General features: G+C 74.4%; 11 protein-coding genes and 1 pseudogene. 7 read left to right on the top strand and 5 right to left on the bottom strand.

The genetic code is table 11. The features are described from left to right. Positions 1-69: 69 nt before the first annotated feature. Positions 70-1,830: pseudogene (locus ACGFNF_RS02450) on the bottom strand (beta-N-acetylhexosaminidase); the annotation flags it as partial. Positions 1,831-2,145: 315 nt separating this feature from the next. Between ACGFNF_RS02450 and ppdK the strand changes: the two are divergent. Beyond that, entirely contained in the window at positions 2,146-4,878 is a 2,733-nt protein-coding gene (ppdK, locus tag ACGFNF_RS02445) for a pyruvate, phosphate dikinase (protein ID WP_393165234.1), read from the top strand. 131 nt (positions 4,879-5,009) lie between these two features. Here ppdK and ACGFNF_RS02440 read toward each other — a convergent pair whose 3' ends face one another. Beyond that, a complete protein-coding gene (locus ACGFNF_RS02440; RefSeq protein ID WP_357580310.1) occupies positions 5,010-5,495 on the bottom strand; it encodes a roadblock/LC7 domain-containing protein in 486 nt (161 codons plus the stop codon). Positions 5,496-5,688: 193 nt separating this feature from the next. Between ACGFNF_RS02440 and ACGFNF_RS02435 the strand changes: the two genes are divergently transcribed. The 6 genes from ACGFNF_RS02435 (at position 5,689) to ACGFNF_RS02410 (ending at position 12,448) form a co-directional block, all read left to right on the top strand. Then, positions 5,689-6,042 carry a VOC family protein gene (locus tag ACGFNF_RS02435; protein WP_132236934.1) on the top strand — a complete coding sequence of 118 codons (354 nt, stop codon included), beginning with the start codon at positions 5,689-5,691 and terminating at the stop codon, positions 6,040-6,042. Continuing rightward, a complete protein-coding gene (locus ACGFNF_RS02430; protein WP_357580309.1) occupies positions 6,032-7,333 on the top strand; it encodes a deoxyguanosinetriphosphate triphosphohydrolase in 1,302 nt (433 codons plus the stop codon). The genes ACGFNF_RS02435 and ACGFNF_RS02430 overlap by 11 nt, the downstream gene beginning before the upstream one ends. Positions 7,334-7,348: 15 nt before the next feature. Next, a complete protein-coding gene (locus ACGFNF_RS02425) occupies positions 7,349-8,185 on the top strand; it encodes a siderophore-interacting protein (RefSeq protein ID WP_357580308.1) in 837 nt (278 codons plus the stop codon). Positions 8,186-8,263: 78 nt separating this feature from the next. Then, on the top strand, positions 8,264-9,892 hold the full coding sequence (locus ACGFNF_RS02420; protein ID WP_357580307.1) for a BCCT family transporter: 1,629 nt from the start codon (positions 8,264-8,266) through the stop codon (positions 9,890-9,892). Positions 9,893-10,018: 126 nt separating this feature from the next. Continuing rightward, positions 10,019-11,911, top strand: a complete 1,893-nt coding sequence (dnaG, locus tag ACGFNF_RS02415) for a DNA primase (RefSeq protein WP_357580306.1) — start codon at positions 10,019-10,021, stop codon at positions 11,909-11,911. Then, a complete protein-coding gene (locus ACGFNF_RS02410; protein WP_357580305.1) occupies positions 11,912-12,448 on the top strand; it encodes a hypothetical protein in 537 nt (178 codons plus the stop codon). Positions 12,449-12,458: 10 nt separating this feature from the next. Here ACGFNF_RS02410 and ACGFNF_RS02405 read toward each other — a convergent pair whose 3' ends face one another. From ACGFNF_RS02405 to ACGFNF_RS02395, 3 genes are read right to left on the bottom strand one after another with little or no spacing between them, the layout of a single operon-like run. Beyond that, positions 12,459-13,427, bottom strand: coding sequence for a TAXI family TRAP transporter solute-binding subunit (locus ACGFNF_RS02405; RefSeq protein WP_357580304.1), 969 nt, complete (start codon positions 13,425-13,427; stop codon positions 12,459-12,461). After that, entirely contained in the window at positions 13,424-13,816 is a 393-nt protein-coding gene (locus tag ACGFNF_RS02400) for a roadblock/LC7 domain-containing protein (RefSeq protein ID WP_357580303.1), read from the bottom strand. Before ACGFNF_RS02400 ends, ACGFNF_RS02405 begins: the two co-directional genes overlap by 4 nt. Continuing rightward, a complete protein-coding gene (locus ACGFNF_RS02395) occupies positions 13,813-16,257 on the bottom strand; it encodes a nitrate- and nitrite sensing domain-containing protein (protein WP_393165231.1) in 2,445 nt (814 codons plus the stop codon). Before ACGFNF_RS02395 ends, ACGFNF_RS02400 begins: the two co-directional genes overlap by 4 nt. Between the last annotated feature and the right edge of the window lie 44 nt (positions 16,258-16,301).

The raw sequence follows: 16,301 nt of genomic DNA, 5'->3' as shown, positions 1-16,301 counted from the left end.
GCCGGTCTGGGTGGGGATGGCCGTTTGCGGCGCGCTGTGAGTCGGGTGGCCGGTTTGAGTGGCGATGGCCGTTTGCGGCGCGCTGGGAGTCGGGTGGCCGGCCTGGGTGGGGATCGTCGCCTGCCGCCTTGTGGGAGCTGGCCGCTCAGCGGGCCAGGGGATCTCCGGCGAGCGGTGGAAGGCCATGCCGGCCGCGGTCCAGCGCGGGCCGTGGCCGGCCAGCCGGTCGCGGAACCCGGCCCAGTCGTGCGTCGCGCGGGGCGACCAGCCCAACTCGGCGATCGCGGGCAGGCGCGGGAAGAGCATGAACTCGACCTCGGCCCGCGAGGTGACCGACTCGGTCCACAGCGGCGCCTCCACGCCCAGCACCGCGTCGGCCGGCACGCCGGCGACGTGGGTGCCGGGATCCCAGTCGTACGCCCGCCGCACGTCGATCAGGCCGGCCCAGTCGTGCCCGATGGGGGTGTCCGGGGCGTACTTCATGTCGAGGTAGGCGTGGTTACCAGGGGAGAGGAGGAGTCGGGCGCCCCGGTGGACGGCGTCCGCCGTGACCGGGTCCTCGCCCTTGGTGCCCCACCACTGGAGCACCCGCCCCTCGGCGTGCGCGACGGGCGCGATCTGGTGCCAGCCCACAACCGTCCTGCCGGTTGCGGCGACGATGCGCTGGGTCCGCTCGACGAAGGCCGCGTACGCGTCGGGACGTACCTTGAACGCCTCGTCGCCCCCGATGTGCAGCCACGGCCCGGGGGTAAGGGCCGCGATCTCGCCCAGCACGTCGGCGACGAACTCGTACGTCCGCTCGTTTGTGGGGTCGACGTAGCTGAAGCCGACCTCGGTGCCGGTGTACGGCGGCGGCGCGGTGCCGTCCGGAGCCAGCTCGCCGTACGCGGTCAGCGCGGCGTTGGTGTGCCCCGGCAGGTCGATTTCCGGCACCACGGTGACGTGCCGCTCGGCGGCGTAGGCGACGATCCGCCGGTAGTCGTCGCGCGTGTAGTGCCCGCCCGGGCCGCCGCCCACCTCGACCGCCCCGCCGACCTCCGCGAGCCGGGGCCAGGAGTCGATCGCGATCCGCCAGCCCTGGTCGTCGGTGAGGTGCAGGTGCAGGTGGTTGAGCTTGTAGCGGGCCAGGTGGTCGATCACCCGCAGCACGTCCGGTACGCCGAAGAAGTGCCGGGCCACGTCGAGCATCGCCCCCCGGTAGGGGAAGCGGGGCCGGTCGGTGATCGAGCCGCCGGGCAGCGCCCAGTGCTCGGCTACCGGCACCGGGCTCTCGATGGCGGCGGGCAGGAGCTGCCGCAGCGTCTGCACGCCGTGGAAGAGCCCAGCCGGGGTGGCGGCCTCGATCCGTACGCCGTCGGGCGTCACGTCGAGCCGGTAGCCCTCCGGGCCGAGGTCGGCGGAGGCGGCCAGCGTCAGGGTGATGCCGCCGGCCGGCTCCGGTCGGGTGGCGTCGGTCACCGGCAGCGGGTAGCCGGTGGCCGGCCGGAGCAGGGCGGCCAGCTGTCCGGCGACGGCGCGGGCGTCGTCGCCGTTCACCCGGATCGCCGCGTCGGGAGTGAGGACGAAGTCCGCGCCCGGGACCGGCGTGACCCGCTCCGGCGCGGGCACGACGTCGCCCAGCCGGACCCGGGCCGGCGTGACGGGCAGGTCGTCGGCGGCCCCCGGTGGCGGGGCGAGCAGGTCGTCGGCGGCCCGGGTCGCCGCCCGGGCCAGCTCGGCGGCGGCCGGTTCGTGGACCGGCAGGGTGTGGTGGCCGGGCTCCCGCTCGTCCACCCCGGCGGCGCGGGACGGGTCGAGCGGCTCCGGGGCGGCGGTGGGGACGGCTGGCACGGCGTCGGCTCCGAGGGGTGTATTTGCGGCGGTTATGGCAAAGGTGAGGTTCACCGAAAAGCGTGCGGCCAAGGATACGAGGCGGAGCCGTAAATGCGTGATCGTGCGCGTGGAAGCGTTCCCAAAAACCGGTACGAACGCGGATAGTCGGGATGGCTGTGCCTATTGTCACCGAACGGTCCCGAGCCCCTCGATGTTCGCTTAGCCTTCGCCCACCGGCCGGCTTGGCACCGGGATTGCCGGTGGCCCGTCCCGGGGTATGAGAGCGACTGAACCTTCGTTAAGTGTCGGACCGGCGCGCGTGGGAGGGCTCTGGTGGCAAAGCAGGAGACGGTGGAACACAAGTACGTGTACGCCTTCGCCGAGGGCAACAAGGATCTCAAGGAACTGCTCGGTGGCAAGGGGGCCAACCTGGCCGAGATGACCAATCTCGGCCTGCCGGTCCCACCGGGCTTCACGATCACCACGGAGGCCTGCAAGGCGTACCTCGTCACCGGGGAGGAGCCGGACGGCCTGGCCGATCAGATCGCCGCGCACCTCGCGTCGCTGGAGCAGGCGATGGGCAAGCGCCTCGGTGACCCGGAGGACCCGCTGCTGGTGTCCGTCCGCTCCGGTGCCAAGTTCTCCATGCCCGGCATGATGGAGACCGTCCTCAACGTCGGCCTCAACGACCGCAGCGTCCAGGGGCTCGCGCGACAGGCCAGCGGCGCGGACGCGCAGACCTCCGGCGGCGCGGACCGGTTCGCCTGGGACTCCTACCGCCGCCTGATCCAGATGTTCGGCAAGACGGTGTGCGAGGTGCCGGGCGAGGAGTTCGAGCACGCGCTCGACGACGCCAAGCGGGCCAAGGGCACCCACGACGACCTCGACCTCGACGCCGACGACCTGCGGGGGCTGGTCGACGCGTACAAGAAGATCTTCTTCAAGCACACCGGCCGGGAGTTTCCGCAGGAGCCGCGCGAGCAGCTCGACCTGGCCATCCGCGCGGTCTTCGAGTCGTGGAACGCCGAGCGCGCGGTGCTCTACCGCCGCCAGGAGCGGATCCCGGCCGACCTGGGCACGGCGGTCAACGTGGTGGCGATGGTCTTCGGCAACCTCGGCCCGGACTCCGGCACCGGCGTCGCGTTCACCCGCGACCCCGCCAGCGGCGCCCAGGGCATCTACGGCGACTACCTGGCCAACGCCCAGGGCGAGGACGTGGTCGCGGGCATCCGCAACACCGTGCCGTTGCAGGAGCTGGAGCGCCTGGACAAGAAGTCCTACGACGAGCTGCTCGGCATCATGGCCCGGCTGGAGGGCCACTACAGGGACCTCTGCGACATCGAGTTCACCATCGAGCGCGGCAAGCTCTGGATGCTCCAGACCCGCGTCGGCAAGCGCACCGCCGCCGCGGCGTTCGTCATCGCCGGGCAGCTCGTCGACGAGGGCCTGATCGACCTCGACGAGGCGCTGCACCGGGTCAACGGCGCGCAGCTCGCCCAGCTGATGTTCCCCCGGTTCCGGCTCGACCACGAGTTCCAGCCGGTGGCGAAGGGCATCGGGGCGTCGCCGGGCGCGGCGTCGGGCAAGGTGGTCTTCACCTCCGCCCGCGCGGTCGAACTGGCCGCCGAGGGGGAGTCGGTGATCCTGGTCCGGCGCGAGACCAACCCCGACGACCTCAACGGCATGATCGCGGCCCAGGGCATCCTCACGTCGCGCGGCGGCAAGACCAGCCACGCCGCGGTGGTGGCGCGGGGCATGGGCAAGACCTGCGTCTCCGGCGCCGACGAGATCGAGGTCAACGTCCCGCAGCGCCGGTTCGTCGTCGGCGGGCAGACCGTCGTCGAGGGCGACGTCGTCTCCATCGACGGCACCACCGGCAAGGTCTACCTCGGCGAGGTGCCGGTCATGCCGTCGGAGGTGGTGCAGTACTTCGAGGGCAGCCTCGACCCCGAGCACGTCGACAATCCGCTGGTCCGGGCCGTACACCGGATCATGTCGCACGCCGACGGCAGGCGGCGGCTGGCCGTCCGCACGAACGCCGACACCGGCGCGGACGCCGCCCGGGCCCGGCGCTTCGGCGCGGAGGGCATCGGTCTCTGCCGCACCGAGCACATGTTCCTCGGCGACCGGCGCGAGCTGGTCGAGCGGCTGATCCTGGCCCGCGACAACACCGAGCGGGAGGCCGCGCTGGCCGCGCTGCTCCCGTTGCAGCGCGCCGACTTCGAGGAGATCTTCCGGGAGATGGACGGAATGCCCGTCACCGTCCGGCTGATCGACCCGCCGCTGCACGAGTTCCTGCCCCCGCTGGAGCAGCTCGCGGTCAACGTGGCGGTCGCCCAGGAGCGCGGCGAGGACGTGGCGCAGGAGGAGGCGCTGCTCGCCGCCGTGCGGCGGATGCACGAGGAGAACCCGATGCTGGGCCTGCGCGGCGTCCGCCTCGGCCTGGTCATCCCCGGTCTGTTCGCCATGCAGGTCCGGGCGATCGCGGAGGCCGCGGTCACCGTAACCCGCAGCGGCGCGGTGGCCCGGCCGGAGATCATGGTCCCCCTGGTCGGCGCGGTGCAGGAGCTGGAGACGGTCCGCGCCGAGGCCGAGAAGATCATCGCCGAGGTGGTCGGGGACAGCGGCGTCGAGGTGCTGATCGGCACGATGATCGAGGTGCCCCGGGCGGCGCTGACCGCCGGCCAGATCGCCGAGGCGGCGCAGTTCTTCTCCTTCGGCACCAACGACCTGACCCAGATGGGCTGGGGGTTCTCCCGCGACGACGTCGAGGGCGCGTTCTTCTGGCGCTACCTGGAGCTGGGCATCTTCGGCATCTCGCCGTTCGAGTCGATCGACCGCGACGGCGTGGGCCGGCTGGTGCGCATCGCCGCGGAGGAGGGCCGGGCGGCCCGGCCGGAGCTGAAGCTCGGCGTCTGCGGCGAGCACGGCGGCGACCCGGAGTCGGTGCACTTCTTCCACGAGGTCGGCCTGGACTACGTGTCCTGCTCGCCCTTCCGGGTGCCCGTCGCCCGGTTGGAGGCCGGCCGCGCGGCGGTGGAGACGGACGGCTCCGACAGCCGCTGACGCGCGAGGACGACAGGCCGGCGGCGGACCCGGGGGAGCGGAATCCGCCGCCGCTGCCGTGCGGGCGGCCCGTGCCGGCGCGACCGCACCGTGGGTCGGGAGCCGGTCGCGCACCGGCTCCCGGGGGTTGCTCAGACCGGCGGGCGGCGCCAGGTGTGGGGGGTGACGCGCCGGGGCAGCCTGCCGCCCGAGGTGCGGGCCGAGAGCCGGGCGTGCGCCTCGGGCACCGTCGCCGCCCCGATCAGGCGGCTGGTGTCCAGCACCGAGCCGGTGCGCCGGGCCACCGCCCGCGCGTCGGCGTGCAGCTCGTCCAGGTCGACGCTGGCGTCGGCGACCAGCGTCAACAGGGCGTTGCGCCCGGCAGGATAGGTGACGACGGCGCCGGTCGAGGTGCGGACCACCGATTCCCGGAACTCGCCGTGCCGCACGGTGTCGGCCACCCGGTGGCCGAGGCCGAAGCTGGCCGCCGCGAGCGCGGCCAGGTGGGTGGCGTCCGTCGTCGGCAGGTCGCTGGAGATCAGCAGGCCGTCGGTGCCGGCCAGCACCGTGCCCGCCACCTCCGGGCGGCGCCGGCGCAACTCCGACAGTTCCGTTCCCATCATCGTGTCCGCGTTCACGGGCGTCTCCCCACCGTCGGGCCCTCAGTCTGGTCACGTTCCGCGCTGGGAACGCTACCGGCGGCCATGCCGGACCGCGATCCCGTAACCGTCGGCGATCGGTCGACAACTCTCGACTGTTCGGAGGTTGCGTAGCCGTCGGGCGCGCGCCGGCGGCGCGCCGTTCGCGGCGCGCGGGCGTAACCTGATCGGCATGAGCAGCGCCTGGGAGAGCCTGACCGTCGACGCCCGGGACCCCGCCCGGCTCGCCCGCTGGTGGGCCGAGGCGCTGGGCTACCAGGTGGTCACCGAGCAGCCGGACGAGGTGGAGATCCGCCGGTCCGCCGACCGGCTGCCGGGCATCGTCTTCGTGCCGGTGACCGACGACAAGACGACCAAGAACCGGCTGCACATCGACCTTCGTCCCGACGACCGGGAGGCCGAGGTCGAGCGGCTGGTCGACATGGGCGCCCGGCACGTCGACGTGGGGCAGGGCGACAGCGGGTGGACCGTGCTGGCCGATCCGGAGGGCAACGAGTTCTGCGTGCTGCGGCAGCGTGAGGACTGAGCCTCCCGGGCCGGACGACCCGGACGTCGCCCGCTGGGTCGACGAGCCGCCGAAGGACACCGGTCACGGGCGGTCGGCGTACGAGCGGGACCGCGCCCGGGTGCTGCACTCGGCGGCGTTCCGGCGGCTGGCCGCGAAGACCCAGGTGCACACGGCCGGCACCGACGACTTCCTGCGTACCCGGCTGACCCACTCGCTGGAGGTCGCGCAGATCGCCCGCGAGATGGGGGCCCGGCTGGGCTGCGACCCGGACGTGGTCGACACCGCGGGGCTCGCCCACGATCTCGGTCACCCGCCGTTCGGCCACAACGGCGAGGATGCGCTGGACGACCTCGCGGCCGGCTGCGGCGGCTTCGAGGGCAACGCGCAGACGCTGCGGGTGTTGACCCGCCTGGAGGCCAAGGTGGTGGCCCCGGACGGGAGGTCCGCCGGCCTCAACCTGACCCGGGCCTCGCTCGACGCGGTCAGCAAGTACCCGTGGCCCCGCCGCCGGGAGCAGCGCAAGTTCGGGGTGTACGACGACGACCTCCCCCTCTTCGCCTGGCTGCGTACGGGCGGCCCGGGTGACGACCGGCGCTGCCTGGAGGCGCAGGTGATGGACTGGGCCGACGACGTCGCGTACTCGGTGCACGACGTCGAGGACGGCATCCACGGCGGGTACGTGACGCTGCGTGCGCTGCTGCGCGACCCCGACGAGCGGGCCGCGCTCTGCGCCGACGTCGCCGCCACCTACTCCGGCGAGTCCCCGGCCGACCTCGGCGACGTGCTGCTGGAACTGCTCGACGACCCGGTGCTCGCCCCGCTGGCCGGTTACGACGGCAGTCACCGCGCGCAGGCGGTGCTGAAGGCCACCACCAGCGTGCTTACCGGCCGCTTCGTCTCGACGGTGGTGGCGGCCACGCAGGAGCGGTACGGCCCGGGCCCGCACCGCCGCTACGCCGCCGACCTGGTGGTGCCCCGGCGGATCGGGGCGCAGTGCGCGCTGCTCAAGGGCATCGCCCTGCGGTACGTGATGCGTCGCCCCGGCGCGGGGGACCGCTACCGGCGGCAGCGGGAGGTGCTGGCGGAGTTGGTGCACGCCCTGGCCGACCGGGCGCCGGACGGGCTGGATCCCGTCTTCGCCCCGCTCTGGTCGGCCGCGCCGGACGACGCGGCCCGGCTCCGGGTGGTGATCGACCAGGTGGCCTCGCTGACCGACCCGGCGGCTGTCGCCTGGCACGCGCGGGTGGTGCGCGGTGGGCGTGGGCATCCGCCGACGGCGGATCGGGGATGGGCAGGCGAGCGGACTTAGGCTAGCCTAACCGGCATGACGGAGCGCCCCATCAAGGTCACCACCGCCCGGGTACTGCGCACCGAGCGGCCCACCCCCCACGTCGTCCGGCTGGTGCTCGGGGGTGAGGAGCTGGCCGGCCTGCCGGTGGGCGAGTTCACCGACCACTACATCAAGATCGTCTTCCCGGCGCCGGGGACGCGGTACCCGATCCCGGCGGATCTCAACGCGCTCCGCCGTGACCTGCCCCGGGAGCAGTGGCCCCGGCTGCGCGCGTACACGGTGCGGGCCTGGGACGCGTCGGCCGGCGAGCTGACCGTCGACATCGTGCACCACGGTGACGTGGGGCTGGGCGGGCCGTGGGCGGCCGCGCTGCGCCCCGGCGACCCGGTGCCCTTCGTAGGCCCCGGCGGGGAGTACGCCCCCAGCCCCGACGCCGACTGGCACCTCCTGGTGGGCGACGAGAGCGCGCTGCCGGCCATCGCCGCCGCCCTGGAGCGGCTGCCCGCCGGCGCCCCGGCCACCGTCTTCGTCGAGGTCGCCGACCCGACCGAGGAGCAGCCGCTGGCCAGCCCGGGCGCGGTGCGCCTGACCTGGCTGCACCGGGGCGACCGCCCGGTCGGGGAGGCCCTGGTCACGGCCGTCCGCGCCCTGGAGTTCCCGCCCGGCGACGTGCAGGCCTTCGTGCACGGCGAGGCCACCTTCGTCAAGGATCTGCGCCGCCTGCTCCGCGTCGAACGCGCCGTTCCCCGCGAGCGGCTCTCCATCTCCGGCTACTGGCGCCGGGGCATGGACGACGAGGGCTGGCGGGCCAGCAAGCCCGACTGGAAGCGGCAGGTGGAGGCCGAGGAGGCCGCCGCCGTCCCTGCCTGACCGACCCCGGCCGGGCAGGTTCGCCCGATATCGCCGTGTGCCGCCCTCCTGCCCAGCAGGATGGGCAGGGGGTGGCGCATGAGCGGGCAGGTACGGGACCAGGCCGTGGGCCGGATCGACCGCACGGTGCTGGCGCTCAGCGTCGGCGGCGTACTGGCCGTGGTGGCGTGGGGTGTGCTGGCCCGAGGCTCCCTGGCGGGCTTCGGCGAGTCCGGGCTGGCCTGGGTCATCGACACCTTCGGCTGGTTCTTCGTGGTGGCCGCCGACGCCTTCCTGGTGCTCTCGGTGATCATCGCGGCGACGAAGTTCGGCCGGATCCGGCTCGGCGCCGACGACGACGAACCGGAGTTCAGCACGCTGGCCTGGGTCGCCATGATGTTCAGCGCCGGCATGGGGATCGGCCTGGTCTTCTTCGCCGTGGCCGAGCCCATCCAGCACTACGCCGCACCTCCGCCGGCCACCGGCGTCGCACCGCAGACCGGCGCGGCCGGCGCGACGGCGATGCAGTACACCCTCTTCCACTGGACGCTGCACCCCTGGGGGATCTACGCGGTCGTGGCGCTCGCGCTGGCGTACTCGACCTTCCGCAGGGGCCGGGAGAACCGGATCTCGGCGGCCTTCCGGCCCGTGCTCGGGGATCGTGCCGACGGCGCGGCCGGACGCGCGATCGACCTGCTGGCCGTCTTCGCCACCGTGTTCGGCTCGGCGACCAGCCTCGGCCTCGGCGCGCTCCAGGTCGCCGCCGGCCTCGACCTGGTGGCGGGGATTCCGGACACGACCGCGGTGGAGCTGGTGGTGATCGGCGCGCTCACCCTGGCCTTCGTCATCTCCGCCTTCTCCGGGCTGCACCGGGGCATCAAGTGGCTCTCCACCACCAACGTGCTGTTGGCGGTGCTGCTGATGCTCTTCGTCTTCGCGGTCGGGCCGACCATCTACACGCTGGAGGTCCTGCCGGCCTCGGTCGGCGACTACCTGAGCAACCTGGTCTTCATGTCCACCCGCACCGGGGCCTTCTCCGATCCGTCCTGGCTCGGCTCCTGGACGATCTTCTACTGGGCGTGGTGGATCTCCTGGGCGCCCTTCGTGGGCACCTTCATCGCCCGCATCTCCCGGGGCCGCACGGTCCGGCAGTTCGTCGTCGGGGTGCTGCTGGTGCCGAGCGGGGCCAGCGCGGTCTGGTTCGCCGTGATGGGCGGGAGCGGGCTGCGGGCGCAGGCCACCGGAGCCCGGGACCTGGTCGCCGACGTCGGGGCGGGCACCGAGCAGGCTCTCTTCGGCCTGCTGGACGCGCTGCCGCTGGCGACGCTGACCAGCGTGCTGGCCATGGTGCTGATCGCGCTGTACTTCGTCACCAGCGCCGACTCGGCGTCCCTGGTGCTCGGCTCGCTGACCTCCCGGGGCGCGCTGCGCCCGCACCGCGTGCTGGTGGTGGTCTGGGGCGTGCTGATCGGCGCGGTCGCCGCCGTACTGCTGCTGGTGGGCGGGCTGGACGCGCTGCAACAGGCGACCATCCTCGTCGCCCTGCCCTTCGTCGTGGTGATGCTCGGCCTGGCCGTCGCGCTGGTCCGGGACATGGCCCGGGACCCGGCGGTCAACCCACCGCCGCGGGTCCGCCGCTCCGGCCTGGCCGCAGCCGTCCGGGCGGCCCGGTCGTACGACGAGGAGGACCCGCCGCCGGTGCGGCGCTACCTGCGGCGCCCGCGCTGACCCGGCGTGACCGCCCGGACGCCGCGCCGGGCGGGGTGGCCGTCGCGGGCGCGAGCGCCGAGGTGACGGCGGTGGGCGCCACACGCGGCGTCCCCCGGCGGCGCGGTGTCGGTGCGGCAGGGCAGGATGTACGCCGAGGGGGTGGCGGACATGGCTGGGCGGATCCGGGACGAGGACATCGCGCTGGTCCGGGAACGCAGCTCGATCGCCGACGTCATCTCCGAGACGGTGACCCTGAGGTCGGCCGGCGGCGGCAACCTCAAGGGGCTGTGCCCGTTCCACGACGAGAAGAGCCCGTCGTTCAACGTCTCGCCCGCCCGCAACGTCTGGTACTGCTTCGGCTGCGGCGCCGGCGGCGACGCGATCAAGTTCCTGATGGACGCCGAGCACCTCAGCTTCGTCGAGTCGGTCGAGCGGCTCGCCGACCGCGCCGGCCTCCAGCTGCGCTACGTCGAGAACGACCCCGCCGCGCCGCGCACGCGCCCGCAGCAGGGGCAGCGGCAGCGCCTCGTCGCCGCGCACGCCGCCGCCGTGGAGTTCTACCGCGGCCAGCTCACCACCGCCGGCGCGCGTCCGGCCCGGGAGTTCCTGGCCCGACGCGGCTTCGACCGGGCCGCCGCCGAGCGCTACGGCTGCGGCTTCGCACCCGACGCCTGGGACCTGCTCACCAAGCACCTGCGTCAGCAGGGCTTCAGCCACGACGAGCTGGTCACCGCCGGGCTGTCCCGCCCGTCGCGCTCGGGCACGCTGATCGACCGGTTCCGCCGCCGGCTGATGTGGCCGATCCGCGACCTCACCGGCGACGTGATCGGCTTCGGCGCCCGCAAGCTCTTCGACGACGACGACGGCCCGAAGTACCTGAACACCCCCGAGACGCCGATCTACAAGAAGTCGCACGTCCTCTATGGGATCGACCAGGCCAAGCGGGAGATCGCCAAGCAGGGCAAGGTGGTGGTGGTCGAGGGCTACACCGACGTGATGGCCTGCCACCTGGCCGGGGTCCCGACGGCCGTGGCGACCTGCGGCACGTCGTTCGGCGGGGACCACATCGGGGTGCTGCGCCGGCTGCTGATGGACACCGACGACGTGGCCGGCGAGATCATCTTCACCTTCGACGGGGACGCTGCCGGCCAGAAGGCCGCCCTGCGCGCCTTCGAGGACGACCAGCGCTTCGTCGGGCGTACCTTCATCGCGGTCAGCCCCGACAACATGGATCCCTGCGACCTGCGCCTGGCCAAGGGCGACCTGGCCGTCCGCGACCTGGTCGCCCGCCGCGAGCCGCTTGTCGACTTCGCGCTGCGGCACGTGATCAACCGCTTCGACCTCGACACCGTCGACGGCCGGGTCGAGGCCATGCGCCGGGCCGCGCCGCTGGTGGCCAAGCTCAAGGACCGGGAGAAGCGCCCGGAGTACGTGCGCAAGCTCGCCGGCGACCTCGGCATGGAGATCGAGCCGGTGCAGCGGGCCGTGCTCGCCGCCGCCTCGGCCGCACCCGGCCGGGACGCCCCGCCCGCGCCCCGGCCCGCCCCGGCGGAGCCGATCGTCGACAACCCGCAGTCGATGGTCGAGCGGGAGGCGCTGAAGCTCGCTCTCCAGGAGCCGGTGCTGGCCGGGCCGATGTTCGACGCGGTCGAGGCGTCGGAGTACCGGCACCCCGTGCACGTGGCGGTGCGGGCGGCCGTCGCGGCGGTCGGCGGGGTCGCCACGGCCACCGGCGGCGCGGTCTGGATCGAGTCGGTCCGCGACGCCTGCGAGGACCTGGCCGCCCGGGCGCTCGTCGGCGAACTGGCGGTGGAGCCGCTGCGCATCGACGGCGAGCCCGACCCGCGCTACGTCTCGATCACCATGGCCCGGTTGCAGTGGGGCTCGGTGACCAGCCGGATCAGGGACCTCAAGTCCCGGATCCAGCGGATCAACCCGGTCAACAACAAGGACGAGTACTTCGCCGCCTTCGGGGAGCTGCTGTCGCTGGAACAGCACGCCCGGGCGTTGCGCGAGCAGGCCGCGGGAGGACTGTAGATGGGACTGTTCCGCCGCAAGCCGAAGCTGCCCGCGGCCCAGCGGCCGCCGCTCGCCGCCGAGGAGCGGGTGCTCGCCTGGGCCGCCGTCGGCGACGGCCAGGGCGACGGGGTCGTCGTGGCCAGCAACCTCGGCCTCTGGCTGCCCGGCCGGGCGGAGAGGCTGGGCTGGCACGACATCCTCAAGGCGGTCTGGTCCGGCCGGCAGCTCACGGTGACCCCGGCCGAGGTGTCCGCCGAGCGCGACGGCTACCTGGTGGTGGCCGACGGCCCGGCCGAGAGCCACCTGCTGCTCGACCCCGGGGAGCTGCCGCACCAGGTGCGGGAGCGGGTCACCCGGTCGGTGGCGTACACGCAGCACCGCCCGGTGCCCGGCGGCGCCGGCCGGGTCGCGGCGCGCCGGGTGCCGGGGGTGGACGGCCTCACGTGGACGGTCCGTCTCGACCCCGGCACCCCGACCGACGACCCCGAGGTGCTCGCCGAGACCGACCGCCTCGTGGCGGAGGCCCGCGCCGCCACCGCCCCGGCGGACGTCTGACCGGCGCGGGTCACCCGCGCTGGTAGAACCGCGCGGCCCCGGGGTGCAGCGGGATCGGGTCGGTGCCCGAGGCGCTCTGCTGGGTGAAGTTGCCGGCCTCGGGGTGCACCTTGACCAGGTCGGCCTGGTAGGCGAAGAGCAGCCGGGTCAGGTCGTACGCCAGCTGCTCGGGCATGTCGGCGCTGACCAGGATGACGTTCGCCACCGTGACCGTGGGCGTGCCGCTCCTCGTCTTGTAGACCTCCTTCGGCAGCTCCGCCGTGGTGTAGACCGAGCCGTGGCGCGCGGTGAGCGGCTCCATCAGGTCGACGATCGGCAGCAGCGCGTACTCGCCGGGCGCGCTGGCCAGCAGGTCGGCGATGCCCGGCGTGGGCAGGCCGCCCGAGAAGAACATCGCGTCGAGCGTGCCGGCCCGCATCCGCTTCACGGTCTCCGGCAGGGAGAGCGTGGCCCGGACGACGTCCCGGTCCGGGTCGAGGCCGGCGGCGGTCAGCAGACGCCCGGCGATGATGTCCGTGCCGGACTTCGGCGAGCCGGTGGAGACCCGCTTCCCGCGCAGGCCCGACAGCTTGGTGACCTTCGCGTCGGCGCGGACGATGACGTGGGTGTAGTTGCTGTAGACCCGGGCCAACGCCCGTACCGGCTGGGGCTGGCCCTCGAAGGCCCCGCGCCCAGCGGCGGCGTCGGCCGCGGTGTCGGCGAGGCTGAAGGCGACCTCCATGTCGCCGCTGGCCAGGCGGTTGATGTTCTCCACCGACGCGCCGGTCGGCTCGGCCCGTGCCTCGTAGCCGGGCAGGTGCCGGCTGATCACGTCCGCGTAGCCGCCGCCGAGCTGGTAGTAGACGCCTGTGGTGTTGCCGGTGGCGAGGAAGATCCGGCCACCGTGCCAGGGCTGCGGCCCGGCCTCGGCCGCGCCGCAACCGGCGGCGAGCACGGTCACCAGCAGGGCCGCCAGCAACCGGGAGGACCGTCCGATCACGCCCGGACCGCCGGCTCCAGGGCCTCCGCCACCCGCTGGACCAGCATGGCGGTCTCGTAGCCGATCTGGCCGAGGTCGCAGCCGGGCGCGGCGAGCACCCCGACGAGCGCGCGCTCGCCGACCGCCATCACCAGCATCACCCCGCCGTCCATGTCGACGATCTGCTGGCGTACGCGGCCGGCCGACATCAGCCGGGCCGCACCGACGGTCAGGCTGGCCAGGCCGCTGATCACGGCGGAGAGCTGGTCCACCTGGTCGGGCGCGAGGTGGGGCGAGGCCGCCAGCCGCAGCCCGTCGCCGGAGACCGCGAGGGCGTGCGACACGTCCGGCACCTGTTCGGCGAAGTTGGTCAGAAGCCAGTCCAGGCCGGCGCTCTCGGGATATGTCATGAAATTCTCCTGGGGGGTGTCGTCTGGGTACGTCGGGTCGCCGCGGCCACTCCCTCGGCGAGCGAGGACAGCCGGGACCGCACGACCTCGGGGTCGAGCAGGTCGCCCGCCGGCCGCGCCGTCGGGGCCTCGTGCAGCGCGGCCGGCAGCTGGCCGCCCCGGGTGCGGCGCGGCAGCCCGGCCCCGGTGAGCGGGGGCGGCGCGGGCGGGGCCGACGCGGGACGGGACGGCGGCACCGCAGCGCCACCCGACCCGGTCGGGCGCGCGCCGAGCACCGGGAGCGTGATCGTCGGCGCGTGGTGGACGCTTGTCAGGTCGGGCAGGGTGGCGGGCCCGCCGGTCCCGGTCCGGGGCCGGAACCAGGCGGTCTGGGCGGGGACGACCGGCGCCTGCGTACGCACGGGCGGCGGCGCCTGCGCGGGCACCGTCCGGACGGGTGGCGCCGGCGCGCGCACCTGCGGGGCGGCCTGCGCGGGGGCGCGTACCTCCGGGGCGGTACGCGGGGCGACGTCCTCGACGCGGGTCAGCGCCGACTCCGGGATCTCCACCTGTGCGACGGTGCCCGCGCCGCTGTTGCGCAGCTGCACCCGCACCCCGTGCCGGGCCGCCAGGTGGGCCACCACGTGCAGGCCCATGCTGCCGGCGGAGGCGCTGGAGAGCATCGCGGGGGCGAGCAGCCGCTCGTTGATCGCGGCGAGGCGGCTGTCGCTGATGCCGATGCCCTGGTCGTGCACGCGCAGCGTGAGGCCGTCGATCGTCCGCCGGCCGTCGACGTACACCGGCGAGTTCGGCGGGGAGTAGACGGTGGCGTTCTCCAGCAGCTCGGCGAGGAGGTGGACCAGGTTGCCCACGGCGGCGCCGTGCACCGCGGCGGTCGGCACGTCGACCTCCACCCGCGGGTAGTCCTCGATCTCGGAGGCGGCCGCCCGCACCACGTCGGCGAGCAGGTGGGCGCCGTCGTGCGTACGGCCGGGCTCCCCTCCGGCGAGGACCAGCAGGTTCTCGCCGTTGCGCCGCATGCGGGCGGCGAGGTGGTCCAGCGCGAAGAGCCGGGCCAGCGCGTCCGGGTCGGTCTCCTCGCGTTCGAACTCGTCGAGCAGCCGCAGCTGCCGGGTGATCAGGGTACGGATGCGCCGGGCCAGGGCCTCGGCCATCCGGGTCACGTCCATCCGCACCTCGGCCTGCTCGCCGGCCAGGCGCAGGGCGGCCCGGTTCACCGTGTCGAAGGCCTGGGCGACCTGGGCGATCTCGTCCCGGCCCTGCCCGATGCCGGCGGTCAGCCGGGTGGCCGCGCCGTCGGTCGGCGCGCCGTCACCGGAGGCGATGGCGGTGATCCGGTCCGGCAGTTCGCGGTGCGCCATGGTGAGCGCCGCGACCCGCAGCCGGCGCAGGCGACGGCTGGTGCGGACGGCGAGCAGCACGGCGGCGGTCAACGACGCCAGCGCGACGGCGGTGGTCGCGCCACCGGTGACCAGGGCCCGCCGCTGGGCGTCGCGGGCCAGCCCGGCGGCCTTGCGGTCGAGTTCCTCGGAGAGTTCCCGGCCGAGCAGGTTGTACCGCCGGATGGCCCCGCTCTGGGCCACGTACCAGGCGTCGCCGTCGGTTTTCAGCCCGGCGGGCTCGGACTCCACGTTGAGCGCGCTGTCGCGCATCCGGCGGGCGGTGGAGACGTCGGTCCCGGCCACCAGCCGGGTGTACGCGTCCGCCGCCGGCCGGCCCGCGATGCGGGAGAACTCGGCCTGACGCTGCTCCTGCGCGCCCCGCAACTGGCCGAGGCGGACCAGTTCCCCGTTCACCAGCGTGCCCCGCACGAAGACGGCGCGGAGCAGGTCGCGTTCCACGGCGGCGAGGTGTTCCTGGGCGGCCACGGCCGCCACCTCCCGGGCCCCGTTGGCCAGCTCCCGGTCGCGCAGCTGGGCCGGCAGCGCGTCGGCGACGGCGAGCAGCGACTCGACGAGCGAGAGGTAGGCCGGGTCGGCGGTGGTGCCGCCCAGCGCGGACCCGCGGGCCGGTTCGAGCTGGCCGAGCTGCGCGTCGGCGCCGTCGAGCACCTGGCGCAGGTCGGGGGCGGCGCGGCGGGCGTCCCGGCTGGCGCCGCGGTAGCGCTCGACGGACGCGTCGACCCGCCGTCGCTGCGCGTCGACGAGGGGCCGTCCGCTGCTGCCGCCCCGCTGGCGCAGGGCCGCCGTCTCGCCGAGTTCCCGTTCCAGCTCGTGCACGAGGCGCACGGTGGCCGTCGCGGTGCCGGCCAGCACCCGGGCGCGGTCCGCGTCGTCGGAGGCGTCCAGGGCGGTGGCGGTCTGGGCCGCCCCCAGCACCACCAGGCCGACCGTGGCCACCAGGATGGGCGCGAGCAGCTGGGTGCGTACCGACCACAGCCGGTCGGTGTGGTCGGCGGGCCGGTGGTGCCGGCGTACGCGGCCGGGGGTGGGGAGCGACACTCGGGCCCTCCGGGGTCAGGGTCGGGGGCGCCGGGCCCGGGCGC

The sequence above is a fragment of the Micromonospora sp. NPDC048868 genome (assembly GCF_043198195.1).
Lineage (GTDB): Bacteria > Actinomycetota > Actinomycetes > Mycobacteriales > Micromonosporaceae > Micromonospora > Micromonospora reichwaldensis.
This window is presented reverse-complemented; position numbering and strand designations above follow the sequence as displayed.

Bases quoted from the DNA above. Each gene is read 5' to 3' on its own strand.
- ACGFNF_RS02435 (WP_132236934.1), top strand. From the start codon at position 5,689: ATGAGCAGCGCCTGGGAGAGCCTGACCGTCGACGCCCGGGACCCCGCC.
- ACGFNF_RS02425 (WP_357580308.1), top strand. From the start codon at position 7,349: ATGACGGAGCGCCCCATCAAGGTCACCACCGCCCGGGTACTGCGCACC.
- ACGFNF_RS02420 (WP_357580307.1), top strand. From the start codon at position 8,264: ATGAGCGGGCAGGTACGGGACCAGGCCGTGGGCCGGATCGACCGCACG.
- dnaG (WP_357580306.1), top strand. From the start codon at position 10,019: ATGTACGCCGAGGGGGTGGCGGACATGGCTGGGCGGATCCGGGACGAG.
- ACGFNF_RS02410 (WP_357580305.1), top strand. From the start codon at position 11,912: ATGGGACTGTTCCGCCGCAAGCCGAAGCTGCCCGCGGCCCAGCGGCCG.
- ACGFNF_RS02400 (WP_357580303.1), bottom strand. From the start codon at position 13,816: ATGACATATCCCGAGAGCGCCGGCCTGGACTGGCTTCTGACCAACTTC.